Annotated in this window: 23 protein-coding genes; 12 read left to right on the top strand and 11 right to left on the bottom strand. The window is 54.8% G+C overall.

All coding sequences use genetic code 11. The features are described from left to right. Nucleotides 1–3: 3 nt before the first annotated feature. From fliI to fliF, 4 genes are read right to left on the bottom strand one after another with little or no spacing between them, the layout of a single operon-like run. Nucleotides 4–1,365: a flagellar protein export ATPase FliI gene (gene fliI / locus ABIE29_RS12640; protein ID WP_429619305.1), complete on the bottom strand. Its 1,362-nt coding sequence runs from the start codon at nucleotides 1,363–1,365 to the stop codon at nucleotides 4–6. Next, the gene (fliH, locus tag ABIE29_RS12635; RefSeq protein ID WP_429619129.1) at nucleotides 1,365–2,063 is read right to left on the bottom strand and encodes a flagellar assembly protein FliH; all 699 of its coding nucleotides are present in this window, start codon (nucleotides 2,061–2,063) and stop codon (nucleotides 1,365–1,367) included. Before fliH ends, fliI begins: the two co-directional genes overlap by 1 nt. After that, nucleotides 2,056–3,048: a flagellar motor switch protein FliG gene (gene fliG, locus ABIE29_RS12630; RefSeq protein WP_429619128.1), complete on the bottom strand. Its 993-nt coding sequence runs from the start codon at nucleotides 3,046–3,048 to the stop codon at nucleotides 2,056–2,058. Before fliG ends, fliH begins: the two co-directional genes overlap by 8 nt. After that, on the bottom strand, nucleotides 3,045–4,730 hold the full coding sequence (gene fliF / locus ABIE29_RS12625) for a flagellar basal-body MS-ring/collar protein FliF (RefSeq protein ID WP_429619127.1): 1,686 nt from the start codon (nucleotides 4,728–4,730) through the stop codon (nucleotides 3,045–3,047). The genes fliG and fliF overlap by 4 nt, the downstream gene beginning before the upstream one ends. 317 nt (nucleotides 4,731–5,047) lie before the next feature. Between fliF and fliE the strand changes: the two genes are divergently transcribed. Beyond that, complete coding sequence (gene fliE, locus ABIE29_RS12620) at nucleotides 5,048–5,362, top strand: flagellar hook-basal body complex protein FliE (protein WP_429619304.1); 315 nt, start codon at nucleotides 5,048–5,050, stop codon at nucleotides 5,360–5,362. 831 nt (nucleotides 5,363–6,193) lie between these two features. Here the strand turns inward: fliE and ABIE29_RS12615 are convergent. The 4 genes from ABIE29_RS12615 to fliD form a co-directional block, all read right to left on the bottom strand. Further along, nucleotides 6,194–7,063 carry a helix-turn-helix transcriptional regulator gene (locus ABIE29_RS12615; RefSeq protein WP_429619126.1) on the bottom strand — a complete coding sequence of 290 codons (870 nt, stop codon included), beginning with the start codon at nucleotides 7,061–7,063 and terminating at the stop codon, nucleotides 6,194–6,196. A gap of 313 nt (nucleotides 7,064–7,376) precedes the next feature. Continuing rightward, nucleotides 7,377–7,745: a flagella biosynthesis regulatory protein FliT gene (gene fliT / locus ABIE29_RS12610; RefSeq protein ID WP_429619125.1), complete on the bottom strand. Its 369-nt coding sequence runs from the start codon at nucleotides 7,743–7,745 to the stop codon at nucleotides 7,377–7,379. Further along, nucleotides 7,745–8,155, bottom strand: a complete 411-nt coding sequence (gene fliS / locus ABIE29_RS12605) for a flagellar export chaperone FliS (protein ID WP_429619124.1) — start codon at nucleotides 8,153–8,155, stop codon at nucleotides 7,745–7,747. Before fliS ends, fliT begins: the two co-directional genes overlap by 1 nt. Nucleotides 8,156–8,179: 24 nt before the next feature. Further along, nucleotides 8,180–9,583 carry a flagellar filament capping protein FliD gene (fliD, locus tag ABIE29_RS12600; RefSeq protein ID WP_429619123.1) on the bottom strand — a complete coding sequence of 468 codons (1,404 nt, stop codon included), beginning with the start codon at nucleotides 9,581–9,583 and terminating at the stop codon, nucleotides 8,180–8,182. A gap of 283 nt (nucleotides 9,584–9,866) precedes the next feature. Between fliD and ABIE29_RS12595 the strand changes: the two genes are divergently transcribed. The 7 genes from ABIE29_RS12595 (at nucleotide 9,867) to tcyN (ending at nucleotide 15,991) form a co-directional block, all read left to right on the top strand. Then, nucleotides 9,867–10,949: a FliC/FljB family flagellin gene (locus tag ABIE29_RS12595; protein WP_429619122.1), complete on the top strand. Its 1,083-nt coding sequence runs from the start codon at nucleotides 9,867–9,869 to the stop codon at nucleotides 10,947–10,949. 181 nt (nucleotides 10,950–11,130) lie between these two features. Further along, complete coding sequence (locus ABIE29_RS12590; protein WP_429619121.1) at nucleotides 11,131–11,853, top strand: RNA polymerase sigma factor FliA; 723 nt, start codon at nucleotides 11,131–11,133, stop codon at nucleotides 11,851–11,853. A gap of 60 nt (nucleotides 11,854–11,913) precedes the next feature. Further along, nucleotides 11,914–12,423 carry a flagella biosynthesis regulatory protein FliZ gene (fliZ, locus tag ABIE29_RS12585; protein WP_429619303.1) on the top strand — a complete coding sequence of 170 codons (510 nt, stop codon included), beginning with the start codon at nucleotides 11,914–11,916 and terminating at the stop codon, nucleotides 12,421–12,423. Nucleotides 12,424–12,667: 244 nt separating this feature from the next. Continuing rightward, entirely contained in the window at nucleotides 12,668–13,654 is a 987-nt protein-coding gene (locus ABIE29_RS12580) for a D-cysteine desulfhydrase (protein WP_429619120.1), read from the top strand. A gap of 118 nt (nucleotides 13,655–13,772) precedes the next feature. Beyond that, nucleotides 13,773–14,573 carry a cystine ABC transporter substrate-binding protein gene (tcyJ, locus tag ABIE29_RS12575; RefSeq protein WP_429619119.1) on the top strand — a complete coding sequence of 267 codons (801 nt, stop codon included), beginning with the start codon at nucleotides 13,773–13,775 and terminating at the stop codon, nucleotides 14,571–14,573. After that, nucleotides 14,573–15,235 carry a cystine ABC transporter permease gene (gene tcyL / locus ABIE29_RS12570; RefSeq protein WP_021180972.1) on the top strand — a complete coding sequence of 221 codons (663 nt, stop codon included), beginning with the start codon at nucleotides 14,573–14,575 and terminating at the stop codon, nucleotides 15,233–15,235. The genes tcyJ and tcyL overlap by 1 nt, the downstream gene beginning before the upstream one ends. A 3-nt stretch (nucleotides 15,236–15,238) precedes the next feature. After that, nucleotides 15,239–15,991, top strand: a complete 753-nt coding sequence (gene tcyN, locus ABIE29_RS12565; RefSeq protein WP_429619118.1) for an L-cystine ABC transporter ATP-binding protein TcyN — start codon at nucleotides 15,239–15,241, stop codon at nucleotides 15,989–15,991. A 32-nt stretch (nucleotides 15,992–16,023) separates the two neighbouring features. Here the strand turns inward: tcyN and ABIE29_RS12560 are convergent, their stop codons facing one another. The 3 genes from ABIE29_RS12560 to putA form a co-directional block, all read right to left on the bottom strand. Further along, the gene (locus ABIE29_RS12560) at nucleotides 16,024–16,437 is read right to left on the bottom strand and encodes a type II toxin-antitoxin system HicB family antitoxin (protein ID WP_065684215.1); all 414 of its coding nucleotides are present in this window, start codon (nucleotides 16,435–16,437) and stop codon (nucleotides 16,024–16,026) included. A 27-nt stretch (nucleotides 16,438–16,464) separates the two neighbouring features. Next, nucleotides 16,465–16,653, bottom strand: a complete 189-nt coding sequence (locus ABIE29_RS12555; protein WP_121607152.1) for a type II toxin-antitoxin system HicA family toxin — start codon at nucleotides 16,651–16,653, stop codon at nucleotides 16,465–16,467. 299 nt (nucleotides 16,654–16,952) lie between these two features. Continuing rightward, nucleotides 16,953–20,924 (bottom strand): trifunctional transcriptional regulator/proline dehydrogenase/L-glutamate gamma-semialdehyde dehydrogenase, encoded by a 3,972-nt coding sequence (gene putA, locus ABIE29_RS12550; RefSeq protein WP_429619117.1) that lies wholly within the window; start codon nucleotides 20,922–20,924, stop codon nucleotides 16,953–16,955. A 555-nt stretch (nucleotides 20,925–21,479) separates the two neighbouring features. On the opposite strand from putA, the gene putP reads away from it, so the two are divergent. From putP to efeB, 4 genes are all read left to right on the top strand, one after another. Beyond that, nucleotides 21,480–22,958: a sodium/proline symporter PutP gene (putP, locus tag ABIE29_RS12545; RefSeq protein ID WP_429619116.1), complete on the top strand. Its 1,479-nt coding sequence runs from the start codon at nucleotides 21,480–21,482 to the stop codon at nucleotides 22,956–22,958. A 240-nt stretch (nucleotides 22,959–23,198) separates the two neighbouring features. Beyond that, nucleotides 23,199–24,044, top strand: a complete 846-nt coding sequence (gene efeU / locus ABIE29_RS12540) for an iron uptake transporter permease EfeU (protein ID WP_429619115.1) — start codon at nucleotides 23,199–23,201, stop codon at nucleotides 24,042–24,044. A gap of 17 nt (nucleotides 24,045–24,061) precedes the next feature. Beyond that, the gene (gene efeO / locus ABIE29_RS12535) at nucleotides 24,062–25,195 is read left to right on the top strand and encodes an iron uptake system protein EfeO (RefSeq protein WP_429619114.1); all 1,134 of its coding nucleotides are present in this window, start codon (nucleotides 24,062–24,064) and stop codon (nucleotides 25,193–25,195) included. 10 nt (nucleotides 25,196–25,205) lie between these two features. Continuing rightward, nucleotides 25,206–26,495 carry an iron uptake transporter deferrochelatase/peroxidase subunit gene (gene efeB, locus ABIE29_RS12530; protein WP_429619302.1) on the top strand — a complete coding sequence of 430 codons (1,290 nt, stop codon included), beginning with the start codon at nucleotides 25,206–25,208 and terminating at the stop codon, nucleotides 26,493–26,495. Nucleotides 26,496–26,719: the final 224 nt, after the last annotated feature.

The raw sequence follows: 26,719 nt of genomic DNA, 5'->3' as shown, positions 1-26,719 counted from the left end.
TGGTTAAACAATCAGTTGCTGCAACTGCTGGCAGGCATCGTCGTAGCCGCTGCGCTCGAAAATGCCCTGTTGCAGATAGGCTTCCATTTGCGGATACAGCGCCATGGCTTTGTCCAGCAACGGATCGCTGCCTGCGGCGTAGGCTCCTACACTGATCAGATCGCGGTTACGTTGGTAACTGGCCAGCATCTGTTTGAAGTTACGTACCCGCCGGTAATGCTCCTCATCGATCAGCGAGGTCATGGCACGGCTGATCGAGGCTTCAATATCGATGGCGGGGTAGTGGCCCGCCTCCGCCAATCGCCGGGAGAGCACCACATGGCCATCGAGAATGGCGCGTGCCGAATCGGCAATCGGGTCTTGCTGGTCATCACCCTCGGTCAACACGGTATAAAAAGCGGTGATGGAACCGCCGCCGCTGATGCCGTTACCAGCACGCTCCACCAGTGCGGGCAGTTTGGCGAATACCGAAGGCGGATAGCCTTTGGTAGCCGGGGGTTCGCCGATCGCCAGGGCGATTTCACGTTGCGCCATGGCGTAGCGGGTCAGGGAATCCATAATCAGCAGTACGTGTTGGCCGCGATCGCGGAAGTCTTCGGCGATGCGGGTGGCGTAGGCGGCACCTTGCATACGTAACAGCGGGGAAACGTCTGCCGGTGCGGCGATCACCACCGAACGGGCGCGCCCCTCGGGGCCGAGGATATTTTCGATAAAGTCTTTCACTTCGCGGCCACGTTCGCCGATCAGACCGACGACGATCACATCGGCCTGGGTATAACGCGCCATCATGCCGAGCAGCACGCTTTTACCCACGCCAGAACCGGCGAACAGGCCCATGCGTTGGCCGCGGCCCACGGTAAGCAGCCCGTTAATGGTGCGTACACCCACATCGAGTACCTGTTCGATCGGAGTGCGCTGCAATGGGTTGAATGGTGCGGTGATCAACGGCGCGCGGTAGCCGGTATCTGGTGCTGGTAGACCGTCGAGCGGTTTGGCACCGCCGTCGAGCACTCGACCAAGCAATGCTGGGCCAAGGGGTAACTGTTTGCTGGCGCTTTGCCCTTCGGGGGAGACGCGAGCATAAACCCGAGCGCCGGGCACGATGCCGTCGACCTCTTCCAGCGGCATCAGGAACAGCCGCTGGCCGTTAAAACCGACCACCTCGCTTTCTACCTCCTGCACTACACCGCTGTCATGGCGTTCGATCAGACAGGTGGCCCCCAGCGGTAACTGCAAACCGGTGGCTTCCAGTACCAGCCCGGTGGCTCGGGTCAGGCGGCCATAGCGGCGCACCGCTGGCGCACGGGCTATACGTTTTTCCAGACTGTCCAGCGAGTTCAGCCAGCGGCCAAGACGAACGGTCATCATAGCTCTCCCGGTGCGGCCAGACGGCACAGTTCATGCCAGCGGGTGGCCAGGCTGGCATCCAGATCGCCTTCTTCTGCACTGACCTTGCAGCCGCCTGGATGTAACTGGCCGTCGGCCAGCAGCCGCCAGCCGTGCAGGCTGAGGGTCATGCCAAGCTGCTGCTCCACCCGTTCATAATCATCCGGGTGGACGCGCAGCTGAGGTTTGCCGCTGAACATCGGTTCTTGCTGGATCAACTGTTGGATCTGGCCGAGCAGGGCGGTGCCGTCGCAAACCGGCGCTTGGCCGATCACCTGTTTGGCCGCTGTCAGAGCCAGCTGCATCAGGCGCGAGGCAATCACGCTGTCGAGTGCGTCCAGCGTATGCTGGAACTCGGTGACCAACTGCTGCCAATGTTCCGTGATCGGTTGCTGCTGCTGTTGGCCTGCCAGAATGCCTTGCTGACGGCCTTCCTCCAGCCCTGCCTGGAAACCGGCGTCATAACCTTTCTGCTGGCCCTCGGCAAAGCCTTGTTGCTGACCTTGCTGTTGGGCCTGCAAACGCAGCATCTCGAGGCGTTGCTGTTCGTCGATGCTGTCGTCCTGTGGGATGGTGATCACCTCAGGCGGGCTTTCCGGTTCCAGCACCGGTTTGGGATCCGCCAGATCGTTAAGCGACCAGAGCTGCCAGGGTAGGGTGTTGAGGCGATCAGACATAGGTGTCCTCGCCACCGCCGATGATCATTTCGCCGGTTTCTGCCAGGCGACGTACCACCAACAGGATGGCTTTCTGTTCGTTCTCCACCTGCGACATGCGCACCGGGCCACGGTTGGCCAGATCGTCGCGCAGGATATCGGCGGCGCGTTGCGACATGTTCTTGAGGAACTTCTCGCGCAGCGGCTGTTCGGCCCCTTTCAGGGCGATCAGCAGGGATTCGCTTTCCACGTCCTGCAACAGGCGCTGGATGCTGCGATCGTCCACTTCGACCAGGTTTTCGAACAGGAACATTTCGTCGATGATTTTCTGCGCCAGTTCGCCGTCGTATTCGCGCATGGCACCGATAACCGCCTCTTCCTGCTGAGTTTTCATCAGGTTGATAATCTCGGCGGCGGTACGGACGCCACCCATTTTGCTGCGCTTGAGGTTCTGGCCGTCCAGCAGATTGTTCAGTACTTCGGTCAGCTCTGCCAGGGCATCCGGCTGTACGCCGCCGAAGGTGGCGATACGCAGCATGACGTCGTTGCGTAGGCGCTCCTCGAACTGTGCCAGGATATCTGCCGCCTGGCCACGTTTGAGGTGTACCAGGATGGTGGCGATGATCTGCGGGTGTTCGTCGCGGATCAGGTCGGCCGCGCTTTGCGGCTCCATAAAGTTGAGTGTTTCCATGCCGGAGGTGTCTTCGCGTGATTCGAGAATATCCTCCAGCAGGCTGCTGGCACGTTCTTCACCCAAGGCTTTAACCAGCACCGTGCGCAGGTAGTCGCTGGCATTGACGCTCAGCGCGGCATACTGTTCGGCATCGTCCTCAAACTCGCGGAGGACCTCGCTCAACTGTTTGTGGGATACCTGACGCATGCTGGCCATGGTGCCACTTAACTGCTGCACTTCCCGTGACGAGAGGTGCTTGAAGACTTCGGCGGCGCGATCTTCACCCAGCGTCATCAGCAGGATGGCGCTCTTTTCGGTACCTGTCAGGCTCATAGTTCGTTACTCATCCATTGACGGATCACCAGAGCGACCACGCGTGGATCTTTATCTGCCAGTTCGCGGATCCGCTGGCTCTGGACTTCAGCATTGACGCGTTGCTGTGATTTCTTATGCAGCGCCTGCTCTTCATGACTTGGCTTGTTCACCTCAGCCGGGCGACTGGCTGGCGTATTGGCAGCGGCCACCGCAGCCTGCTGTGCTACCTGACGGCTTTGCAGCTGCGGACGAACCAGCTTGCGCCACAAAATCCAGGCCACCAGCAGCACCAGCAAATAGCGGCCTGCGTTGAACAACTGATCGACAAACGACTGTGATTGCCAGAACGGCAACTCGCCACCGGTCTGCACCACGTCGTTGAACGGGGTATTGACCACGTTGAGCGTATCGCCACGGCTGCTGGAGTAGCCCATTGCTTCACGGACCAGCGACTCCACCTGAGCCAATTGCTCTTTGCTCATCGGCTGCGGTTTGCCGTCTTTATCGGTACCCAGGGTGTTGAGCACCACGGCGACCGACAGGCGTTCCACCGACCCAGACTTGTGCTGGGTATGACGAATGGTGCGATCCACCTCGTAGTTGGTGGTTTCGTCACGGCGACTGTTTTGCGCTACGTTACTGCTAGCTCCGGTACGCGTGTTGTTGCTGGCATTGTTTGCCGTGGCAGGCGTATTAGTATTGCCCGCCGTAGTTTTTGGTGTTTCGATCGGCGCAGTCGGTGGTGTACTGGGTTGGTTGGAAAGGGCACCCGGTACGCCGCCTATCTGTTGTCCACCGTTCTGTTCACTCTGGCTGAGCTGTCTGGAGCGTACCGCGGATTTATCCGGCTGTTGGTTGGGCTGGTACTGTTCGTCGGTTTGCTCGCGGGTGGAGAAATCGATTTGTGCCGTTACCTGTGCACGCACGTTCGCGCTGCCGACAATCGGTGCCAGAATGGCTTCAATACGGCGCTGATAGCGGTTCTCGACCTCGTTGGCGTACTTCAACTGTGCGGCATTGAGATCGCGCCCGGTGCCGTCGGATTGGGTCAGTAAGCGGCCCGCTTGATCGACCACCGTGACGTTGCCCGGTGGTAAACCGGCCACGCTGCTGGACACCATATACACCACGGCATTGATCTGGCCGTCGTCCAGGGCGCGGCCAGGCTGCAGCGTTAGCGTCACGGAAGCCGAAGGATTTTTTTGTTCGCGCACAAACAGCGAAGGCTTAGGCAGCGCCAGATGCACACGGGCGTTCTGCACTGGCCCAAGGGATTCGATAGTGCGTGACAGTTCGCCTTCCAACGCGCGTTGGTAGTTGATCTGCTCGCTGAACTGGCTGATGCCGAATTTTTCCTGATCCAGCAGTTCAAAGCCGACGGCACCTCCCTTAGGCAGTCCCTGTTGCGCCAGACGCAGCCGGGTTTCATGCACTTTATCCGCCGGGATCATCAACGCTGAGCCGTTCTCGGTAAAGCGATAGGGGATGTTCATCTGCGTCAACTGCGTGACGATAGCGCCGCCGTCGCGATCGTTGAGATTACTGTATAGCACGCGGTAATCCGGGCTTTTTGCCCATAGCGTCAGCGCAACCACGATGGCGATCGCCGCTGATGCCGCGATCAGCAGTGGAATTTTAGGGTTGGCGCGCAGGCGATTCCATAGGGCCAGCAGGCCGTTATCACGGCTTTCACCATTCATGCTGGTACCCACTCTGGTGGGTTCGAGGTATGGCTAGCGTTGTTGTGTGATGACAAAACAGACTCCCTGATACACAGTTCTTTACGGCCTAACAAAAGCGCCCCCATTTTTGGGCATGCCATTATTTGCTCTTGGGACCAATTTTGATGGCCCGATAAACCGGTGTTTTTGCAGTTAATTAGCCGCTTTAACCGTAAAACACTGTGGTAGGGTGTGCAGCATCGGGATCATGCAGGCGAATGAAGGCGCGGTTTTCCCGTTGTCTTTCAAGCCACAGCCTGAAATCCATAGTGGATGAATGAAGTGACGAGGTCATGATGGCAATTCAGGGTATTGAAGGAGTGGTGCAGCAGTTGCAAGCCACGGCAGTTCAGGCCGCAGCGCTGCGACCAAACGATCCGGTGCAGGGCGCCAGCTTTGCCAATGAGTTAAAGGCGGCTCTCGGTAAGATCAGTGAGACTCAGCAGACTGCGCGCCAGCAAGCGCAGGATTTTGAATTGGGTGTGCCGGGTATCAGTTTGAACGACGTGATGGTCGATCTGCAGAAGTCTTCGGTTTCTTTGCAACTGGGTGTACAGATGCGTAATAAACTGGTTGCGGCTTATCAAGACATAATGAATATGGCTGTGTAGTGGTAAATATAGGGCGGCTATAGCGCACAACAGATAATCCGTTCTGTATTGACGTAAGCCTCCCTAATGGGGTTTTCGACCCGTTTGTGCAATCAATAAATCATGACGAGTCGGTGTCTTGAGCGTCGACGGTGTTTTTTATGGGGCACCCCAATCTTTTTACTATCAATAACTTTGGCATGTTTATTAAAGGAAAAAAGGCATAAAGCAGCCAGCAATATCACCAAATACTCCATTATTTCATCCTCCTTGAAATTGGTTAATTAAGCTAATATTTATAGACATTATCCTAATAAGTCAATTAACAGGATGTAAATTAGATATATTCTTATTATTACAGGGAAATATCTTATCTTTTGAGTGGGGGATTGATGAATTATATATTTGATTATCAAATGTAACCTGTCACCGATGATAAGGATTGATTGTTAATCATTTAGCCTGGTTTTTTTGAATAGAATCGTTCTCTGTCGTTAGGTAGTGGTTGCTAGCCCACGCAAAAAGATATTGAACAAAATGTATAGGCTGAACGCTGAGGCGACTAAGTCTCATTCAAGCACCAGCGGAAAATATCAGATTATGTAACTTAAAGAAATACCTCTTTTTTATTGAAAATCCAATTCATATTGTCTACGGAAATAATAGCTGTAATAGTATTTACTCAGGAGCGGTGATGAGCACTAAAAGTGAAGTGAGATGGCGTTTTTTCAGTATTATCATGTTAATTGTGTTGGCCGTATTGACCTATGTGTCAGTTAAGCTCAACTGATGTACAGGCCACACTGGGTGGCCTTGGTCACATCCTGAGCTTGTCGTTGTTAAAATCAGCACTTATTTCTCTACCGTATTTAGCCATGGATATGCAGGGGGGGGCACGGCGGTGGGCTGCATAATTCGCTGATGTCCACGGATGGCGGTAGGCGCGAAGCCGAATCGTTTACGAAAGCGCTCGGCAAAACGAGAAGAGCTCTCATAGCTCACATATTGTGCAATGGCGGAAATCGGCCAGTCTGTGGCCTGTAGTAAGAGCAGCGCGCGGCTCATACGTACGTCGATCATCAGGCTGCGCAAGGCGCTATTTTCCGCCGACAGTTTACGCCGCAGCACCACCTCGCTCATCATCAAATTTTCAGCCACTTCGGCGGCGGTCCAAATCCGGTGCGGATCGATTGCCAGCAAGCGGCGCACCTGCTGGGTCAGATCGTTGGCTTCCTGGTGAGTAAAGCGGATCCCCAGATGTGCCAGCCACAGTAGGATTTCGCACATTTTATGGCGAACAATTATCCGGGGAAAACGATCGTGCAGCGTCAGTGCTAGTGCAGTGGTTTCAACACTGTGCAAAAACGGACTGGGCAGTTTCGTCAGCGTGGTGACACCGGTGAAAGGGACGGGCGGCGACGCGATAGGCGGATTGACTAGCGTATCAAACAGCAAGGGGTCGCAAATCAGCAACTGGCAGCTGAACATTCCGCTGTCTGAAAGGCTATTAATCACATCGGCGGTTAGCCCACCCTCTATGATCAACAGCTCCCCAGCGCGAGCTACCACCTCCCGTTGCTGCCACCGTATGCGTGTTTGCCCTTGCTGGATCAACAGCAGATGCGTCTGCTCAAAATAGAGCGACGGAAGTCGTAGTTCAGTATGCTGAATGATGTGTGCTGAGGCACCTATCCCGGGACAAAAATTAATTAAGCGTTCCATCAATATTCATTTCATCGTTATTATCTACGAATATCTTTACGCTTTGCTGGGGGATGGAGCAACATTTTTTCGCCTGTTGCCGATCACAACTTGGTAATTTACTTGTCAAGAATCAGTTTCCTGTTGAACAGAAAACGTCCGTGTCGGGATAAGTGTGATCCATTAAATCAGCAATAATGCCAGTGGTTTGCATTTTCATGCATTACCTGCCATACGAATTATTCAAGTCATATGCATTTATATTATTGTATAACGGGATAATAATAGTGTTTTATCCTATTAATCACTTGGGGAAGACAATTAAACACAAGATTTATCTTGATTGCGGCTCGCCAAGCAGCAACGCGCGATCATGGAATTGACCGTAGGTGCTGTTGACCACGCTCTGGCGGGTAGACTGCCCGATCAAAACCGTTAATTCGTCCATGCGTAGCTGCATCAGTCGCTTCAGCTCGGTTTCGTTGCAGAGTATTTGCTGCAATTTATTGCGTAAAATATCCTGTAAGGCCGGAGGTAGTTCGGGGATACCCGCCAGTTGGGCGGTTTTTTCTACCGCCTGGACGTAGGTGATCTCCATTTCAATCAGCGTATCCCACTGGCCAGCCTGCGCCAGGGTGATCATTTGCTCGCTCAGGGTCTGGATCTGTTGATAGGCTGATAGCAGTTGTTGGTGGTGTTCCATTATACGCCGTCCTGAACGGGTTGATAATTGGGGCCAATTTGACGCCAGGCGTCGGCAATGTTTTCCAGCAGCCCGCTGACTTCGTCAAGGGCCGCGATATCATTGTGCAGGTTGGCCTGCATCAGACGGCGTTTCATATAGTCATATAAGGCGGCGAGATTATCGGCGATCTCTCCGCCCTGTTCATGATTGAGGCCATTTTTTAGCCCGTTATCAATGATATTAATCGCTTTCGAGATAGCCAGCCCCTTGCCGGCTATATTCCCCTGATTCATCAGGATGCGTGCACGAAGCAGGGCGCTGAGCGCCCCGTCGAATAGCATCACGATGAGCTGGTGCGGGCTGGCACCCATCACGCCACTTTCTACACTCACCTGGGCGTAAGCCTGGGTTCCGCTGCGGTTGTACATGCTATTTTTACCTGGTTAACGCGCCTATTTAGGCGCGAACTGTTGGGTTAAATAATTACTGGTACCATTCAGCTTCGACATCATGGTATCCAACTGAACAAATTGCTGTTTGTAACGATCGATGGTGCTTTGAATGCTTTCGGTCACGCGAGTGACTTGGGTATTCAAACGGTCAAGATTGGTGTTGATACTCTTGGTTGAGTTCTCAATCACGCCGCCTGCCTTGATGTAGTTTTGTATCTCGTTGTGGATTTCCGTTGCCATACCGCTTTTCTTGCCATCACCAGAGAAGAAATTGGCAACCTGATCGGGTTTTTCATCAATCGCCTTTTTCAACTTGTCGCTGTCCAATTCCAACTTGCCGGTTTTGGTATTGGTGGTAATGCCGAGGTTGCCCAGGCCCTTTAGCTCCGGGTTATCTTGTGCGGTGCTCAGTGCGCTCTTAATGGACGACTGGATGCCGCGCAGCGTGTTGTCGCCCAGCAATGCCCCGTTATTCGCGTTCTGTGCTTCGCCACTCTTGACCGGGGTGAATTTGGTCAAGGAGTTGAAGGTATCCAGCAGCGAGTTATAGCTATCAACCCATGCCTTGACCTTGTCCGAGGAACCGTTTTTATCGGCGGTGACCACCAGGTTTTGCGGTTCGCCCGGTTTGGTGGTGGTTTTCAGATCCAGCGTCACCCCTTGCAGGGCGTCAGCGATCGAGTTGGTGCTGCGCTTGATGGTGGTGCCATTGATAGTCACCTGTGCATCCTGGCCTTTGACCGTTTCCTTCATCGCGTTGCTGGTGCTGGCGGGATCGTAATTTAAGATCGCCCCCAGTTTGTCGTCATTATTGACCTGCACCTTGACGGTATTGTTTTCGCCAGTGGTGGAGGAACTGATGGCCAACTGATATTCGTTGTCGCCCACGCGCATGATGGTGGCGTTCACCCCGGCCTTGGCGCCGTTAATCGCATCGCGCATTTCCAGCAGTGAGGTTTGATCGTCACCCAGCGGGATTTTTACCTCTTTGGGCGGGTTGCCGGCGGTGATCGAAATCGAACGGTCGCTGGCGCCGCTTGTTCCCAGTTTCTCCGCTTGATCTTTAATCTCCGCCGTTGTCGTCAAGGTTTGCGGCTGTGCCAGGTGCAGCACCTCGACGCTGTAGTTACCTGGGACCGATTTGGCGGTGGTGGTCACTTTAAACTGATCGTGTTCGCTGGCGGTGGTGTTGTTAAAGAATTCAGGCTTGGCCAGCTCCTTGCTCAGGTTATCGAACTTTTCCAGGGAGTTTTTCAACGTACCGTAGGCGGTCAGCTTGGCGTTGTAGCTGGTTTGCTGGGTAGTATAAGGTGTCAGACGTTGTTGTTCCGCTTTGCTCAGCTTGTCCAGCAAGCCGTTGAGGTCCAGCCCTGAGCCGATGCCTAATGAACTAATCGATGCCATTCGTGGTTCTCCTATGGTCAATGACTTTTACGCTCTATGCGTTATCGGCTCAGTATTCAAAAAGTTTACGGATAAATAGAAAAAACGATGGCGCAGTAGAAGAGGGAAAAACAGCGTTATTCGCGCCATTGGCGAAAAGTGAAAAAAACGGAAAAAAAATCTAAAGGTTGCGGGGGGAGCGCCGATACCTGAGGAGACGGTGGTTGAAGCCGTGGGCCAACAAGGTCCGAACCCTTTAATTGTGAATGTGAACATCGCAACTGATTCGTAAGGAAAGCAAATTATGGCACAAGTAATCAATACCAACAGCCTGTCGTTGATGGCGCAGAATAACCTGAACAAATCTCAGTCTTCTCTGGGAACCGCGATCGAGCGTCTGTCTTCCGGTCTGCGTATCAACAGCGCGAAGGATGACGCCGCGGGTCAGGCGATCTCTAACCGTTTCACAGCTAACATCAAGGGCCTGACTCAGGCTTCCCGTAACGCTAACGACGGTATCTCTCTGGCGCAGACCACCGAAGGCGCATTGAACGAAGTTAACGACAACCTGCAGAATATCCGTCGTTTGACCGTACAGGCACAAAACGGTTCCAACTCAGACAGTGATTTGAAATCTATCCAGGATGAAATCACCCAGCGTCTGAGTGAAATCGACCGTATCTCTGAGCAGACTGATTTCAACGGCGTAAAAGTGTTGAGCAAAGATCAGAAACTGACCATTCAGGTTGGCGCTAACGACAGTGAAACCATCGATATCGACCTGCAAAAGATCGATGCTAAACAACTGGGCCTGGAAACCTTCAACGTGACCGATAAAGGTAACCGGGTTGGCTCTAAGATCGCCAACGGTGCCACCATCAAATATGATAATGGTACTGACGTTAAAGAATCCAAGGTTGATTCCTCTGGTATTACTGGTACAGACAAGCTGGTATCTGGTACCGATAAAGATGGCAAAACCACGTATATGGTTGAAACCACTGCTGCTGACGGTAAGAAGACGTATTTCGAAGCCAAAGCGACTGTGACTGCCGGTACTGGTGGCGCACCTGATACTGTTGCATTCACCAAAGACGCTGCTGAAGTTAAGATCGACGATCCATTGGCAACGCTGGATAAAGCGTTGTCACAAGTTGACAACCTGCGTTCTTCTCTGGGTGCGGTACAGAACCGTTTCGATTCTGTTATCAACAACCTGAACAGCACCGTCAACAACCTGTCTGCTTCCCAGTCCCGTATTCAGGATGCCGACTACGCGACCGAAGTGTCCAACATGAGCCGTGCCAACATCCTGCAACAGGCTGGCACCTCGGTTCTGGCCCAGGCTAACCAGTCTACCCAGAACGTACTGACTCTGCTGCGTTAATCGACTTTTCCCGACTCGCCTGTCATCCAAACCCTGCTTCGGCAGGGTTTTTTGTCTTCTGCTGCCGTCAGCGTTTTTACATGGCACAAATAAAGCCCGTTTTGTACGGCTGTTCAGACGATTGGTATTTCGCCTGCTACGGATAATAGCTATGACTCCGATATCCGCAAGGTTAGACATAGTGAGCGATCTGTATACCGCCGAAGGCGTCATGGACAAAAATTCTCTTTGGTTGCGCTACGTTCCGCTAGTGCGCCACGAGGCGTTACGCCTGCAGGTTCGGCTGCCCGCCAGCGTGGAGCTGGACGATCTGCTGCAAGCCGGGGGAATCGGGCTGCTAAACGCCGTTGAGCGTTACGATGCCCTGCAAGGAACGGCCTTCACGACCTATGCCGTGCAGCGTATTCGCGGTGCGATGCTCGACGAGTTGCGTAGCCGCGACTGGGTGCCGCGTAGCGTACGCCGCAATGCTCGGGAAGTGGCGCGCATGATGCAGCAGTTGGAACAGCGGCTTGGCCGCCCGGCTAGCGAAATGGAGGTGGCACAGGGATTGGATGTCTCGCTGGACGAGTATCGCCAGATCCTGCTGGACACCAATAATAGCCAGCTATTTTCCTACGACGAATGGCAGGAAGAGCATGGCGACAGTGGCGAACCGATGCAGGAAGGTCATGAAGCTGCCAATCCGCTGCATCAACTGTTGGAAGGCAATCTGCGCCAGCGGGTGATCGACGCCATTGAGGCGCTGCCGGAACGCGAAAAACTGGTACTGACGTTGTATTACCAGGAGGAGTTGAATCTGAAGGAAATTGGCGCAGTGCTTGATGTGGGTGAGTCGCGAGTCAGCCAGTTGCACAGCCAGGCGATTAAACGCCTGCGGGCACGTCTGGCTCAGGACTCCTGAACCTCAAAGCCTGCTTCCCTAACCAACCTGATTACTGCCGCAATAAATGGACTGCAAATGATGCCAGGAAAACAGTTGAAGAAACGGCCACTCAGCCGCTACCTGAAAGATTATAAACACAGCCAAACCCATTGTTCCCAGTGCGAGAAGGTGCTCGACCGCATGGCGCTGGTGTTCCGTGGCAAGATCATCAATAAGGAAGCCATCGCCCGGATGGATCAGCCGATTGACGATCTGGTCTGGCAAAACGTGCAAAGCGAGTTGATCGCGCTATGCCGGTTTTGTAGTGAAATCTCCTGTAATAGTCACCCCAGCTACTTCGACATCATGGCGTTTAAACAGTATCTGTTTGAACAGACCGAAATGAACCACAGTACCATCCGCGAATATGTCGTGCGCCTGCGACGCCTGGATGAAATGCTGGTGGCACACAACTATCCTGCCGATCAGTTTGCCAACGCGTTCAACCATCAGCGTATTATTGACGATCTGCCACCGGCGGCGAACGATAACTACCGTATCGCGCTACGTAAATACGACCAATACCTGGCCTGGCAAAAAAGCTATTGAGACTGCGGAGCCTTCTCCGCCAACTCACAATGTAGGGGCGCTGCATGCTGCGCCCATTCACCTCATCAGTGGGTTAAATCGAAAACCAGCCATCTTGCCACTTTTTCATCATTCCGTATTGATTAACTCGACCCGGTCGGCCGGGTTGAGCTGCATCCACCTCCACGAATAAAGAGTGATTATTCAGAGCACATCTGATAAATCTATCACTCAAACACCGTTATTTTATTCCCTGGGGGAAGTTGTGGATCTGCAACAGCAACTGGCGCAATTCCCGCGCCTGGATTTGGTTGGCTCTGCCACGCCGCTCGAAAAGTTATCCCGCCTTTCAGACTACCTTGGCCGTGAAATTTACATCAAACGTGACGATGTTACGCCGATGGCGATGGGTGGTAACAAGCTGAGAAAGCTGGAGTTTTTAGTCGCCGATGCGGTACGCCAAGGAGCCGATACCCTGATTACCGCCGGTGCCATTCAATCCAACCACGTTCGCCAGACCGCCGCCGTGGCGGCCAAGCTCGGCCTGCAATGCGTTGCGCTGTTGGAAAACCCGATCGATACCAAAGCGGAAAACTACCTCAGTAACGGTAATCGCCTGTTGCTCGATCTGTTCAATGTTGAAGTGGTGATGTGCGATGCCTTGCACGATCCGCAGGTGCAACTGGCAGATCTGGCTACTCGTTTGGAAGCCCAGGGTTTCCGTCCTTATGTCATCCCCGTTGGCGGCTCCAACGCGCTCGGCTCGCTGGGCTATGTGCAGTGTGCGCTGGAAATTGCCGCGCAAAGCCATGATGTCACCTTCAGTTCGATCGTGGTGGCATCCGGCAGTGCCGGGACTCACGCCGGTCTGGCGGTGGGGCTGCAGCAACTGTTACCGGAGAGCGAACTGATTGGCGTGACCGTTTCCCGCAAGGTGATCGATCAGTTACCTAAGGTTGAACAGTTACAAAAAGCGGTCGCCTGTTCGCTGGATATTGACGCATTGGCCGCTATCACCCTGTGGGATGACTATTTTGCCCCGCAGTACGGTATGCCGAATGACGAAGGGATGGCGGCGGTGAAGCTGTTGGCGCAGCAGGAAGGTGTGCTGCTGGACCCGGTCTATACTGGTAAGGCGATGGCGGGGTTGATTGATGGCATCAGCCAGAAACGTTTTCGTGATGAAGGTCCGATCCTGTTTGTGCATACCGGTGGGGCACCGGCGCTGTTTGCCTATCACCCACAGGTTTAATGCCGAGCAAATTAGTTATTCCATTTAGAACTATAGTTATTAGTTTATATTCCTTTATGAAGTGCTTATGGCTGTTAAAGTCATGAAATCAAAAAGATAAACAACAGATGGGGTGTCTATGGTCTTTTCAAAATTTCGTCGTCAGCTGCTGCTGGGTGTGATGGCCGTGGCGTTGACCACCGGCTTGAACGTGAAAACCTACGCGGCCGATAACCTGCTCGATCAGGTCAAACAACGCGGCACGCTGATCGTTGGGCTGGAAGGCACCTATCCGCCGTTCAGCTTCCAGGGCGAGGATGGCAAACTGACCGGCTTCGAGGTGGATTTCGCCAATGCACTGGCGGAACATCTGGGTGTGAAGGCCAAGCTCAATCCAACCAAATGGGACGGTATGTTGGCCTCGCTGGAGTCCAAGCGTATCGACGTGGTGATCAACCAGGTCACCATCTCCGATGAGCGTAAGAAAAAGTACGATTTCTCTACCCCGTACACCGTTTCCGGTATCCAGGCGCTGGTGAAGAAAGGCAATGAAGGCATTATTGTCAAGGCCGACGATCTGAAGGGTAAAAAGGTTGGCGTGGGTCTGGGCACCAACTACGAACAGTGGCTGCGTGAAAATGTGCAGGGTGTGGATGTGCGTACCTACGACGATGACCCAACCAAGTATCAGGATCTGCGCGTAGGCCGCATTGATGCCATTTTGGTCGACCGTCTGGCGGCGTTGGATCTGGTGAAGAAAACCGGCGATACGCTGGCCGTCGCTGGCCCGGCATTCTCTCGCCAGGAGTCTGGGGTAGCGGTGCGTAAAAACAATCCGGAACTGCTGGCCGCTATCGATCAGGCGATTGCCCAAATGCAGCAAGACGGTACGTTGGCGAAGATCTCTGAAAAATGGTTTGGCGCGGACGTAACTAAATAATGCAAGAGAGTATTCAACTGGCGCTGGATTCAGCGCCATTTTTATTACGGGGTGCGCTATTGACCCTCCAGCTCAGTCTGGGGGGGATGGCGCTCGGTTTGATCCTCGGTTTTCTGTTGGCGCTGATGCGCCTTTCGCCGTTATGGCCGATCTCCTGGCTGTCACGTATCTACGTTTCCCTGTTTCGCGGTACGCCACTGATCGCCCAGCTGTTTATGATCTATTACGGCTTACCGCAGTTTGGCATCGAACTGGATCCGTTCCCGGCGGCATTAATCGGCCTTTCGTTAAACACCGCCGCCTATACGTCGGAAACGCTGCGTGCGGCGATTTCCTCGATTGATAAAGGGCAATGGGAAGCGGCGGCCAGTATCGGCATGACGCCCTGGCAGACCCTGCGCCGGGTGATCCTGCCGCAGGCGGCCCGCACCGCGTTGCCTCCGCTAGGCAACAGCTTTATCGGTTTGGTCAAGGATACCTCGCTGGCGGCGACCATTCAGGTGCCGGAGCTGTTCCGTCAGGCGCAACTGATCACCTCACGTACGCTGGAAGTGTTCGCCATGTATCTGGCGGCATCGCTGATCTACTGGGTGATGGCCACCTTGCTTTCCGCGTTGCAGAACCGCCTGGAAGCGCACGTTAACCGTCAGGATCAGGAGTAGCCGATGAGCGCCATCGAAGTCAGACAGTTGGTTAAAAAGTTCAAAGGGCAGACCGTGTTACACGGCATCGATCTTGAAGTGAACGCGGGTGAAGTGGTGGCGATTATCGGGCCGAGTGGTTCCGGTAAGACGACCTTGCTACGCAGCATCAACCTGCTGGAGGTGCCGGATTCTGGCACTATCCGTGTCGGTGAGATCCTGATCGACAGCGCTCGCCCGCTGAGCAAACAAAAAAATCAGGTGCGGGCCCTGCGCCAGCAGGTAGGCTTTGTGTTTCAGAGCTTCAACCTGTTTCCTCACCGTTCGGTGCTGGAAAACATCATCGAAGGACCGGTGATCGTTAAAGGGGAGGCCAAGGCCAGCGCTGAAAAGCTGGCGCGTGTACTGTTAGCTAAAGTTGGGCTGAGCGGTAAAGAGCAGGCTTACCCTAAACGTTTGTCCGGCGGCCAGCAGCAGCGCGTAGCCATTGCCAGGGCGTTAGCGATGCAGCCCGAGGTCATTTTGTTTGATGAACCGACCTCTGCGCTGGATCCTGAACTGGTTGGTGAAGTGCTCAATACCATTCGCGCCTTGGCAGAAGAGAAACGCACCATGGTGATTGTCACCCACGAAATGAGCTTTGCCCGTGACGTGGCCGATCGCGCCATTTTTATGGATCATGGCCGTATTGTTGAGCAGGGACCCGCGAAAGCGTTGTTCGCGAACCCGCAGCATCAGCGCACCAAGCAGTTTCTGGATAAGTTTCTCAATCAGTGAGCTTGTCAGGGGGCGATGCCCCCTTAACTTCGTTAACCTGCCTTTAATAACTCATTACGCGCTGCGGCGGCGAGAAATGCGCTGCGGCTGCCATAGCCCGGATGTTGCTGCACTAGCGAATCAATTCGGTTAAGCAGCCTGTGGGGCAACGTGATATTGATGCGTTCTGCCCGGCCATCGAACTTGTCCATATTGATATCCACCAGTAACCACTGGCCGCCATTAAGGGCGTCGTTGCCCTGAGCCAGATGGAAGGACACTGCCTGTGGGCGTGGAATGGCCTGATTCTCTTCGCTCAATAATTCAAAGTGGGCATCCAGCGCGCTTTTGGCATCCTGGAAGGTCTGATCGAGACTGTCTCCGGCAAAGTAGCAGCCTGGCACATCGGGAAAAAAGCCGCTGGCGCTGCCATCTGGCTCGGCATGTATATAAGCGGGATAAAACATAGTGTTACCTCGTCATTGCGAAATGGTCTAGGAATTAAGCAACCCTGCATCCTTCATGATTTGCCGCAGCGTTCCCAATTTCACATCCTTATTGGGATGAGGCACGGTGATCACCAACGGTGAGTTGGGGTGTTTGAATTGATGGTGGCTGCCTTTGATCCGTTGTAAAACCCAACCATGGCTTTCGAGTCGTTTAATCAGTTCTGAACTTTTCACCTGTTCATTCCTGATAATACACACCATACACATTTATTGGCAAGGAGATGAATACGGTATCGGCTGACTTTTATGCAGGCAATAAAAAACCCCGTGTCAATGCTAGGTTTGCGAAGAGGCTCGCAACGTAGATGCTGACAAACTTCAACCGGTGTAAAACGTAGAGGTGCTGCATGCTGCGTCCCCTTCGGTTGGAATTGGAGATGGTGGGGGTTGCATGGGGCGTGTTTAGCGTGACAGAAAAAAGGGCGCAGTTCATATGATGCTGCGCCCTTTTGGGGGGAGAAATACGGCTGTTGTTAACCGATCGTCATCAGGCTGGCGTTCCCCCCGGCGGCAGCGGTGTTGACGCTTAGTGAACGTTCGATCAACAGGCGCTCCAACAGGATATTGGTTTCACCGCGAGCGAAGCCCTGCACCGAGACAATGGCACCGCTACGTTGAGCAATCTGCTCACACAGGGTGCGTAGCTGATCGGCGTCGCCGTGATAGATGGCCGCATCAAACTCGACTTTATCCTGCGCCCAATCCTTGGTGAAACCGATCCGTGCCTGTACGGCGGCTGGCAAGCTGCGATACAGCGTGCGCTGCAATTCCGCCTCCGGCCACAGCGCCTGGCTGCCAACTGCCAGCACGGCGGCCAACTGGTTGAGCGCATCGGCGTTGTTGTCTGCCAGGCACAGCACGCGTTCGCGTGGCAGCAGGGCGTAGGTGTTGCGTTCCCCGGTTGGGCCTGGCAGCGGACGTACGGTGCCACCCTGGCCCAGTTCGGCGTATTGTTGCGCCAGGACTGCCAACTCGCGATGGTTCTCCGCCACGGCCCACTGTTCCAGGGCCTGATGCGGTGCGAGCAGCGTAGGGCGCACGGAGGCTTCCAGAGGGCGCTCGTTATCCTGGCGGTTCAGCGTGCGCTGCACGGCATCCTGCGGGCGGCTGGCCAGCAGGCGATACAGATAGAGCGGGCCACCGGCTTTTGGCCCGGTGCCAGATAATCCCTCGCCGCCAAACGGCTGCACGCCTACCACCGCACCTACCATATTGCGGTTAACATACAGATTACCGACCTTGGCATGATCGGTGACTCTGGCGATGGTTTCATCGATACGCGTATGGATACCCAGCGTCAGGCCATAGCCTGACGCATTGATCTGATCGACCAGCGCGCCCAGGTTGGCACGCTGGAAGCGAACGACGTGCAGCACCGGGCCAAAGATCTCTTTTTGCAGCTCGTCAAAGCTTTCCAGTTCGATCAGCGTTGGCTTCACAAAGGTGCCGCGAGCCCACTCTTTCTCATCATCTCCCAGGCTTTTTGCCGCCTGATAAACCTTGCGGCCTTTCGCACGCATCGCCTGGATATGGCGTTCAATGCCGGTCTTGGCTTCGGCGTCGATCACCGGACCAATGTCGGTAGACAGGCGTTCCGGGTTGCCCATCCGGCATTCGGCCATCGCCCCGCGCAGCATTTTCAGGGTGTGTTCTGCCACGTCTTCCTGCACACACAGGATGCGCAGGGCAGAGCAACGCTGTCCGGCACTGTCGAAGGCGGAGGCCACGACGTCGGTCACCACCTGTTCGGTCAGGGCAGAAGAGTCGACGATCATTGCGTTCATACCGCCGGTTTCGGCAATCAACGGGGTCGGGCGGCCTTGAGGATCCAATCGGCCTGCGATATTGCGTTGCAGAATGCCAGCAACGTCGGTAGAGCCGGTGAACATCACGCCGCGCACCCGGGCATCATTGACCAATAGGGAACCGACGGTTTCACCCTGGCCAGGCAACAGTTGCAGCACACCCTGAGGAATGCCAGCCTCCAGCAGGATGCGTACCGCCTGGGCGGCGACTAACGGCGTCTGTTCCGCCGGTTTAGCCAGCACACTGTTACCGGCGGCAAGGGCGGCGGCAACCTGGCCGGTGAAGATGGCCAGCGGGAAATTCCACGGGCTGATACAGACTACCGGGCCTAACGGGCGGTGGCTGTCGTTGGCGAAGTCGTCACGCACCTGGCCTGCGTAGTAATGCAGAAAATCAACCGCTTCACGGACTTCTGAGATGGCGTTATTGAAGGTTTTACCCGCTTCACGCACCAGGATCCCCAGCAGGCTTTGCAGCTGGCTTTCCATCAGTTCTGCTGCACGCTCTAAAATGGCAGCACGTTCGGAAGGTGGGGTGGCAAACCAGATCGGCCCGGCAGCGGCAGCGGAGTCTAATGCCCGGCTGACTTCACCTTCGGTGGCCTCACGCACATAGCCGACGATATCACCCGGTTCGGCAGGGTTGATCACCGGTTGTTCAACGCCTTGATCCAACGGAGCATCGATAATCGGTTCAGCACGCCATTGCTGGCTTGCGCTGGTGAGCAGGGCGCTGGACAGCGAAGCCAGTCGCTGTTCGTTGGCGAGATCCAGGCCGCTGGAGTTAACGCGTTTTTCACCATATAGCTCACGCGGCAACGGAATGCGCGGATGTGGTAAACCTATGCGGCCTTCGCTAGCCGCCATGGCCTCGACCGCGCTGACCGGATCGGCTACCAGTTCGTCGAGCGGCAGGGTGGCATCGGCGATACGGTTAACGAATGAGGTATTGGCCCCGTTTTCCAACAGGCGGCGTACCAGATAGGCCAACAGCGTTTCGTGCGTGCCGACCGGCGCATAAATACGGCAAGGGCGGTTCAGCTTGCCGTCGGCCACTTTGCCTACCACCTGTTCGTACAGCGGTTCGCCCATGCCGTGCAGGCATTGGAATTCGTATTGGCCAGGATAGTAGTTATTGCCCGCCAGGTGATAGATGGCGCTCAGCGTGTGAGCGTTGTGGGTGGCAAACTGCGGATAAATCAGGTTCGGCACTGCCAGCAGCTTGCGGGCGCAGGCCAGATAGGAAACGTCGGTATACACTTTGCGGGTATACACCGGGTAGCCCTCCAGGCCATCCATCTGGGCGCGCTTGATTTCGCTGTCCCAGTAAGCGCCTTTGACCAGGCGGATCATCAGGCGACGGCGGCTGCGGCTGGCCATGTCGATCACGGCATCAATGGCAAACGGGCAGCGCTTCTGGTAAGCCTGAATAACAAAGCCGATGCCGTTCCAACCGGCCAACTGCGGCTCAAAGCACAGCTTTTCCAGCAGATCGAGGGAGATTTCCAGGCGATCGGCCTCTTCGGCGTCGATATTGATGCCGATATCGTATTGGCGTGCCTGCAATGTCAGCGACAGCAAGCGTGGGTACAACTCTTCCATCACGCGATCGTACTGGGCGCGGCTGTAACGTGGATGCAGCGCCGAGAGTTTGATCGAGATACCAGGGCCTTCATAAATGCCACGGCCATTGGAGGCTTTGCCGATAGCATGGATTGCTTGCTGATAGGAAACCAGGTAAGCCTGCGCATCGGCTTCGGTCAGCGCGGCTTCACCCAGCATGTCGTAAGAGTAACGGAAGCCTTTGTCTTCCAGCTTGCGCGCATTGGCCAGCGCTTCGGCGATGGTTTCACCGGTAACAAACTGCTCGCCCATCAGGCGCATCGCCATATCGACCCCTTTGCGGATCAACGGCTCGCCGCGCTTACCGATGATGCGGTTCAGTGCGCTGGAGAGATTGGCTTCATTATGAGTAGACACCAGCTTGCCGGTAAACAGCAGGCCCCAGGTTGCAGCGTTGACAAACAGCGAAGGGCTGCGGCCAAGGTGGGAGTGCCAATTACCGTTGCTGATTTTGTCGCGGATTAACGCATCGCGCGTTGGTTTGTCAGGAATACGCAGCAACGCTTCGGCCAGACACATCAGAGCCACCCCTTCCTGAGAAGAGAGCGAGAACTCCTGTAGCAATCCTTGCACCATACCGGCGCGACCGTTGGCACTCTTCTGGTTACGCAATTTTTCGGCAATGCCATAGGCCAGTTTATGGGTGGCCTGCGCCAGATCGGCGGGTAAGCGCGCCTGTTCGAGCAGCATCGGCACCGCTTCGGTTTCCGGGCGGCGGTAGGCGGCTGTGATAGCCGCACGAGTGACGGACTGCGGCAGGATCTGTTCGGCAAACTCAAGGAAGGGCTGATGAGACTCTTCAGTCACCTGCGGCGTGACATCATCCGCTTCTGCCTGGCCGCCAGCGGCCAACGTCGGAATTTCTGGCAGATCGGCACCGCTCTCCAGACGTTCAAGATAATTGAAAATAGCCTGCTTGATTAACCAGTGTGGCGTGCGGTCAATCCGTTGTGCCGCGCTCTTGATGCGATCGCGGGTTGCTTCATCGAGCTTCACGCCCATTGTGGTAGTGCCCATGCCAATCCAGCTCCTGTTTTTGGAGCCCCTCCCAACCGGCCAGATTAGGGGCGCCCCGTAACGTAATGAGGTTATTGATGCTGACAATATCCTGCATGTTGCAACTTTGTGCAACCTTGTTAAATACGCTCCGTAACGAAGTGTGACTCCAATCGATTTTTTAACATCTTGAGCGCTACGGATTACGGGCAGATAAATGGGGTTGCGGTGTGAGACTAGGTTATTTCCCTGTATTAATCAGGGTTAAGTAAGAGGTGCAACTCATTTTGGCTATGACGAGTGCAACCTTGACAGCGAATAAATGTGACCTGGCGTGAGTTTCGTGTGACTTTTTTGTTAAATCTCTTGTTGGTTGTTGACTGCCTCATCTAGGATAACCAGCGTTCAGACCATGATGGGTATAAACGCTGTTCGCCCGCCACCATCGCAATGCGCCCCGTTCCGGCGCCTGGCGGGTGAAATTACTGACATAAAAATACCCGATAACTTTCAATAGTTCGCTAACATACGGCGGCTTGAAAGTGAGAAGGGAGTAAAAATGGAGAGTTTAAGATAATGAACACACCTATGCTGGTGACCTTCGTGGTCTACATTATTGGGATGGTGGTGATCGGCCTGCTGGCCTATCGCGCGACCAACAACTTTGACGACTACATTCTGGGTGGCCGCAGTCTGGGCAGCGTGGTGACCGCGCTCTCCGCCGGGGCATCCGATATGAGCGGCTGGCTGCTGATGGGGTTACCGGGCGCAATTTTCCTTTCCGGCATTTCGGAAAGCTGGATCGCCATCGGGCTGACCATTGGTGCCTACCTGAACTGGAAGCTGGTGGCAGGCCGTTTGCGCGTCCACACCGAAGCCAACAACAACGCCCTGACGCTGCCGGACTACTTCACCAGCCGTTTTGAGGATAACAGCAAACTGCTGCGGGTGATTTCCGCCATCGTGATCCTGGTGTTCTTCACCATCTATTGTGCTTCCGGCATCGTGGCCGGTGCGCGCCTGTTTGAAAGCACCTTCGGTATGACCTATGCCACCGCGCTGTGGGCCGGGGCGGCGGCTACCATCCTGTATACCTTTATCGGTGGTTTCCTGGCGGTCAGTTGGACCGATACCGTGCAGGCCAGCCTGATGATTTTTGCGCTGATCCTTACGCCGGTGATTGTGATCTTCGCTGTGGGCGGCATCGATACTTCGATGCTGGTGATCGCGGCTAAAAACCCGGCCAATCTGGATATGATGAAAGGGCTGAATCTGGTGGCGATCCTGTCGTTGCTGGGCTGGGGCCTGGGTTACTTTGGTCAGCCGCATATTCTGGCGCGCTTTATGGCGGCGGACTCCCACCGCACCATCCGTAGCGCTCGCCGCATCAGCATGACCTGGATGATCCTCTGCCTGGCGGGAACCATTGCGGTTGGCTTCTTCGGCATCGCCTACTTTGCCAATAACCCGGATCAAGCGGGCAATGTGACGCAAAACGGCGAGCGGGTCTTTATCGAACTGGCCATGCTGCTGTTTAACCCATGGATTGCCGGGATCCTGCTGTCGGCGATTCTGGCGGCGGTGATGAGCACCCTGAGCTGTCAACTGTTGGTCTGTTCGAGTGCGATCACCGAAGACCTGTACAAAGCCTTCCTGCGCAAAGGGGCCAGCCAGCGTGAGCTGGTATGGGTAGGGCGCGCGATGGTGCTGGTGGTGGCGCTGGTGGCGATTGCCCTGGCGGCTGACCCGGAGAACCGCGTACTGGGTCTGGTAAGCTATGCCTGGGCCGGCTTTGGTGCCGCATTTGGCCCGGTGGTGCTGATCTCGGTGATGTGGTCGCGTATGACCCGTAACGGCGCGCTGGCCGGTATGCTGGTGGGGGCGATCACCGTGATCGTCTGGAAGCAGTACGCCTGGCTGGATCTGTATGAAATCATTCCTGGCTTTGTGTTTGGCTGTATCGCCATCGTGGTGGTTAGCCTGATGGGGCGCCAACCTTCGGCAACCATCACCAAGCGTTTTTATCTGGCAGAGGCCGAGTTCAAAACGGTCTAAATCCGCCTTGATCTCTCCCCGGCAAGCGGGGAGGGATCTGCTTTCCTCATCACTACTCTCACCAAGCTGTAACAACTAGCGACATTTGATTAATAAAAATCACACTTCCGCCTCTTGTTTTTCTTTTCAGTAGAATGATAATCACTATCGTTCTGGTTTACTTTTCTTTACATTGCCGCCCCCCTGGTCGACCAGGTGCCCGCGGCTGACTACAAACGCCTTTTCAGGGGTTAAAATTCTATGTTTGTTCCTTTCCTTATCATGTTCCGTGAGGGGTTGGAGGCTGCGCTGATCGTCAGTTTGATCGCCAGCTATCTGAAGCGGACTCAACGCGGTCAATGGCTTGGTGTGGTATGGATTGGGGTGATCGTCGCCGTTGCTCTGTGCCTGGCGTTAGGTATCTTCATTAATGAAACCACCGGCGAGTTTCCACAAAAACAGCAAGAGCTGTTCGAAGGGCTGGTAGCGGTGGTGGCGGTGTGCATCCTCACCTATATGGTGTTCTGGATGCGCAAGGTTTCCCGCTCGGTGAAGGTACATCTTGAAGGGGCCATCGATAACGCCCTCAACTCGAGTAAAAGCCAAGGCTGGGCATTGGTGGCGATGGTGTTTTTTGCCGTTGCCCGCGAAGGGCTGGAGTCGGTGTTCTTTCTGTTGGCCGCGTTTCAGCAGGATGTGGGCATTGCTGCGCCAATCGGTGCGATGCTCGGCCTGGCATGTGCCATCGTGGTGGGCATGCTGATCTATTGGGGCGGCATCAAACTGCATCTGGCCAAGTTCTTCAAATGGACCAGCCTGTTTATTCTGTTCGTGGCTGCGGGCCTGGCCGCCGGGGCGATCCGTGCCTTTCACGAGGCCGGATTGTGGAACCATTTTCAGGATATCGCGTTCGACCTCAGCAACCAGCTCTCCACGCATTCACTGCTGGGCACCCTGTTAGAAGGAGTGTTCGGCTATCAGGAAGCGCCATCGGTCAGCGAAGTGGCGGTCTATTTCCTGTATCTGATCCCTGCTCTGATTTTCTTTTTCCTGCCGCAGCGTACGGAGTCCTCTGCGATCCCGGCGCAACGCAAGACACATCACTAATTTAATAGGGAATTCGTATGTCTACTCCGTTATTTCGCCGTAAGGCATTGCATGCCGCATTACTGGCCGTTCCTGCTTTCGCGCTGAGCCTCAACGCGCTGGCGGCGGATATCCCGCGGGTTTTGGTGACCGTTAACGACAAACAGTGTGAGCCGATGCAGTTGACCCTGCCCGCCGGTAAAACCCAGTTTGTGGTGCATAACACCAGCCAAAAAAACCTGGAGTGGGAAATCCTCAAAGGCGTGATGGTGGTGGAAGAGCGCGAAAATATTGCGCCAGGTTTCACCCAGAAAATGACGGCAAACCTGGAAGCGGGCGAATACGATATGACCTGTGGGCTGCTGAGCAACCCTAAAGGCAAGCTTGTTGTCACGGCTGTGGGGGCGGTAAACGATGGCAAGCCGAATGTGATGGATCTGGTAGGGCCGATTGCCGAATATAAAGTCTATGTCACCAAGGAGGTTGAAGGGCTGGTCAGGCAGACCAAGCTGTTCACCGAGGCGATCAAAGCCGGTGATGTGGCCCAGGCACGCAAGCTTTATGCGCCAACCCGTCAGCACTACGAGCGTATCGAACCTATTGCCGAGCTGTTCTCCGATCTGGATGGCAGCATCGACGCCCGTGAAGACGACTATGAGAAAAAAGCCGAAGATCCGAAATTCACCGGCTTCCACCGTCTGGAGAAAGCGCTGTTTGCCGACAACACCACCAAGGGCATGAATGAGTATGCCGATGGTCTGTATAAAGACACGCTGGAATTGCAAAAACGCATCGGTGAACTGACCTTCCCGCCAAGCAAAGTGGTGGGGGGTGCTGCTGGCCTGATCGAAGAAGTGGCGGCCAGCAAGATCAGCGGTGAAGAGGATCGCTACAGCCGTACCGATTTGTGGGATTTCCAGGCCAACGTCGATGGAGCCCAGAAGATTGTCAACCTGCTGCGTCCGCTGTTGGAAAAGGCCAATCAGCCATTATTGGCGAAGATCGACGCCAACTTTAAAACCGTCGATACCATCCTGGCTAAATACAAGACCCCAGAGGGCTATGAATCTTACGAGAAGCTGACCACCGCGGATCGTAATGCGATGAAAGGGCCGATCACTACGCTGGCAGAAGACCTGTCACAGTTGCGTGGCGTACTGGGTCTGGATTAAGGCGAAAATGATGAACCATAAGACCGGCCCGCATAACGGGCCGTTTCCTCAGGATAAGCAGGCCGCTTCGCCCTCGCGCAGGCGGCTGTTGCAAGGTTTGGGCATGATGGGCGGTGCTTTGGCATTGTCGGGGCCATCTCTGGCACGGGCTGCAGAAGAGCCGCTGGCTACCTCGCAGGATGAACGCTGGCAAAAACAACCGTTCTACGGCCAGCATCAGTCAGGTATCTTGACGCCACAACAGGCGGCCATGATGCTGGTGGCTTTCGACGTGCTGGCGACCAATAAGCAGGATCTCGAACGGCTATTTCGTCTGTTGACCAGCCGTATCGCGTTCCTCACCAGCGGCGGTAAGGCACCGGAGGTCGATCCCAAGCTGCCACCGTTGGATTCGGGCATCATGGGGCCGGAAATTTACCCTGATAACCTGACCATCACCGTTTCCGTTGGCACCTCGCTGTTTGATGAGCGCTTTGGCTTACAGGCGCAGAAACCGCTGCATCTGCAAACCATGACGCGCTTCCCCAACGATTCACTTGATGCTGCCTTGTGTCATGGTGACTTGTTGCTGCAAATCTGTGCCAATACTAATGAAACGGTGATCCACGCGTTGCGCGATATCATCAAGCATTCGCCAGACTTGCTCAGCGTGCGTTGGAAGCGGGAAGGTTTTATTTCGGCACATGCGGCCCGCAGCCGGGGCAAAGAGACGCCGATTAACCTGCTGGGCTTCAAAGACGGCACCGCCAATCCAAAAACCAGCGATAAGCCGTTGATGGATAAGGTGGTGTGGGTCGGTGATAAAGCGGGGGAACCTGCCTGGGCCGTTGGCGGCAGCTATCAGGCCGCGCGTATCATTCGTTTCCACGTCGAATTTTGGGATCGTACGCCGTTGCAGGAGCAGCAAACCATCTTTGGCCGTGAGAAACACAGCGGTGCGCCGTTGGGGATGAAGCATGAGCACGACGAACCTGACTATGCCAAAGACCCGGAAGGTAAGCTGATCCCCCTGGATGCCCATATTCGGCTGGCCAACCCGCGCACGCCGCAAACCCAGAGCAGCCTGATGCTGCGCCGGGGTTACAGCTATTCGCTGGGCGTTTCCAATTCGGGCCAACTGGAGATGGGCCTGCTGTTCGTTTGTTATCAGGCTGATTTGGAGCAGGGCTTCCTGACGGTGCAGAAACGGTTGAACGGCGAAGCGCTGGAGGAATACGTCAAGCCTATTGGCGGTGGCTATTTCTTTGTGTTACCGGGCGTCAAGACGAGTGGCGATTATTTGGCCAGCGGCTTGCTGTAGGTGTGAACAGCTAAGTTTTTCAGCAAAACAGAGAAGCGCAGCGCAAAAGCTGCGCTTTTTTTATGTGCTCAATTTTTAATCCGGCAACCTAAATGTCATTCAGCGGGATTAATATTAATGCATTGATATTTAACATTAAAATAATTTAATGCCAAGTCGTTTTCGCTTTGATATAGTGGTGTTGCAGCGGGTTAAAACAAAAAATATTAAATTTTTTTACATTT

It is taken from the genome of Serratia sp. 2723 (assembly GCF_050434425.1).
In the GTDB taxonomy this organism is placed as follows: Bacteria; Pseudomonadota; Gammaproteobacteria; order Enterobacterales; family Enterobacteriaceae; genus Chania.
The sequence above is the reverse complement of the archived record's forward strand: the minus strand, read 5'-3'. Positions and strand labels throughout refer to the sequence as shown.

Bases quoted from the DNA above. Each gene is read 5' to 3' on its own strand.
- fliI (WP_429619305.1), bottom strand. From the start codon at position 1,365: ATGACCGTTCGTCTTGGCCGCTGGCTGAACTCGCTGGACAGTCTGGAA.
- fliH (WP_429619129.1), bottom strand. From the start codon at position 2,063: ATGTCTGATCGCCTCAACACCCTACCCTGGCAGCTCTGGTCGCTTAAC.
- fliG (WP_429619128.1), bottom strand. From the start codon at position 3,048: ATGAGCCTGACAGGTACCGAAAAGAGCGCCATCCTGCTGATGACGCTG.
- fliF (WP_429619127.1), bottom strand. From the start codon at position 4,730: ATGAATGGTGAAAGCCGTGATAACGGCCTGCTGGCCCTATGGAATCGC.
- fliE (WP_429619304.1), top strand. From the start codon at position 5,048: ATGGCAATTCAGGGTATTGAAGGAGTGGTGCAGCAGTTGCAAGCCACG.
- ABIE29_RS12615 (WP_429619126.1), bottom strand. From the start codon at position 7,063: ATGGAACGCTTAATTAATTTTTGTCCCGGGATAGGTGCCTCAGCACAC.
- fliT (WP_429619125.1), bottom strand. From the start codon at position 7,745: ATGGAACACCACCAACAACTGCTATCAGCCTATCAACAGATCCAGACC.
- fliS (WP_429619124.1), bottom strand. From the start codon at position 8,155: ATGTACAACCGCAGCGGAACCCAGGCTTACGCCCAGGTGAGTGTAGAA.
- fliD (WP_429619123.1), bottom strand. From the start codon at position 9,583: ATGGCATCGATTAGTTCATTAGGCATCGGCTCAGGGCTGGACCTCAAC.
- ABIE29_RS12595 (WP_429619122.1), top strand. From the start codon at position 9,867: ATGGCACAAGTAATCAATACCAACAGCCTGTCGTTGATGGCGCAGAAT.
- fliZ (WP_429619303.1), top strand. From the start codon at position 11,914: ATGCCAGGAAAACAGTTGAAGAAACGGCCACTCAGCCGCTACCTGAAA.
- tcyJ (WP_429619119.1), top strand. From the start codon at position 13,773: ATGGTCTTTTCAAAATTTCGTCGTCAGCTGCTGCTGGGTGTGATGGCC.
- tcyL (WP_021180972.1), top strand. From the start codon at position 14,573: ATGCAAGAGAGTATTCAACTGGCGCTGGATTCAGCGCCATTTTTATTA.
- tcyN (WP_429619118.1), top strand. From the start codon at position 15,239: ATGAGCGCCATCGAAGTCAGACAGTTGGTTAAAAAGTTCAAAGGGCAG.
- ABIE29_RS12560 (WP_065684215.1), bottom strand. From the start codon at position 16,437: ATGTTTTATCCCGCTTATATACATGCCGAGCCAGATGGCAGCGCCAGC.
- putA (WP_429619117.1), bottom strand. From the start codon at position 20,924: ATGGGCACTACCACAATGGGCGTGAAGCTCGATGAAGCAACCCGCGAT.
- putP (WP_429619116.1), top strand. From the start codon at position 21,480: ATGAACACACCTATGCTGGTGACCTTCGTGGTCTACATTATTGGGATG.
- efeU (WP_429619115.1), top strand. From the start codon at position 23,199: ATGTTTGTTCCTTTCCTTATCATGTTCCGTGAGGGGTTGGAGGCTGCG.
- efeO (WP_429619114.1), top strand. From the start codon at position 24,062: ATGTCTACTCCGTTATTTCGCCGTAAGGCATTGCATGCCGCATTACTG.
- efeB (WP_429619302.1), top strand. From the start codon at position 25,206: ATGAACCATAAGACCGGCCCGCATAACGGGCCGTTTCCTCAGGATAAG.